The organism is Actinomadura napierensis, from assembly GCF_039529375.1.
GTDB classification, from domain to species: domain Bacteria; phylum Actinomycetota; class Actinomycetes; order Streptosporangiales; family Streptosporangiaceae; genus Spirillospora; species Spirillospora napierensis.
Genome location: NZ_BAAAMR010000325.1, coordinates 1 through 655 on the forward strand (window position 1 = coordinate 1; position 655 = coordinate 655).

Annotated in this window: 2 protein-coding genes; both read left to right on the forward strand. The window is 43.8% G+C overall.

All coding sequences use genetic code 11. From position 1 onward, the window contains the following. A partial coding sequence (locus ABD296_RS49735; protein ID WP_344285600.1) for an NADH-quinone oxidoreductase subunit J occupies nt 1-381 on the forward strand: 381 nt, incomplete at its 5' end. Next, a partial coding sequence (gene nuoK, locus ABD296_RS49740; protein WP_344285603.1) for an NADH-quinone oxidoreductase subunit NuoK occupies nt 381-655 on the forward strand: 275 nt, incomplete at its 3' end. The genes ABD296_RS49735 and nuoK, both read left to right, overlap by 1 nt.

Below are 655 nucleotides of genomic sequence, written 5' to 3' on the forward strand. Positions count from 1 at the left end.
GCGTCGTTTGCCGCATCCTTCGAAATCATTGTTTATGCTGGTGCGATTATGGTCTTGTTCGTATTCGTTGTGATGATGCTTAACTTAGGGCAACACACAGTTGAACAAGAGCGTAAATGGCTTTCTTCGGATGCTTGGGCATATCCAGCACTCATGAGCTTTTTACTTGGCTTACTTTTAGTTTGGATGCTTGGTGGTGAATATACAACCATCTCTGCACCACTTGGAGCACAAGTAATTGGACCAAAAGTTGTTGGTCAAGCGCTCTTTACACACTATTTATTGTTGGTTGAAGTTGCCGCGATGTTATTGCTAGCAGCCCTTGTTGCAGCATACCACTTAGGTAAACGTGAACCAGGTGCAGAAGAGGAAAAAGAATAATGGGCCAGATCCCTTTAGAACATGGTTTGATTGTTGCAACCATTCTTTTTGCACTCGGTTTTTACGGTGTAATGGTGCGACGCAACCTACTATTTATGTTAATGAGCCTTGAGATCATGATGAATGCTGCAGCGTTAGCATTTGTTCTTGCGGGTAGCGTATGGGCACAACCAGATGGACAAGTCATGTTCATTCTGATTTTAACCCTTGCTGCGGCAGAGGCGTGTATCGGTCTTGCGATTGTCCTTCAGTTCTATCATTGCTTCCATCATTT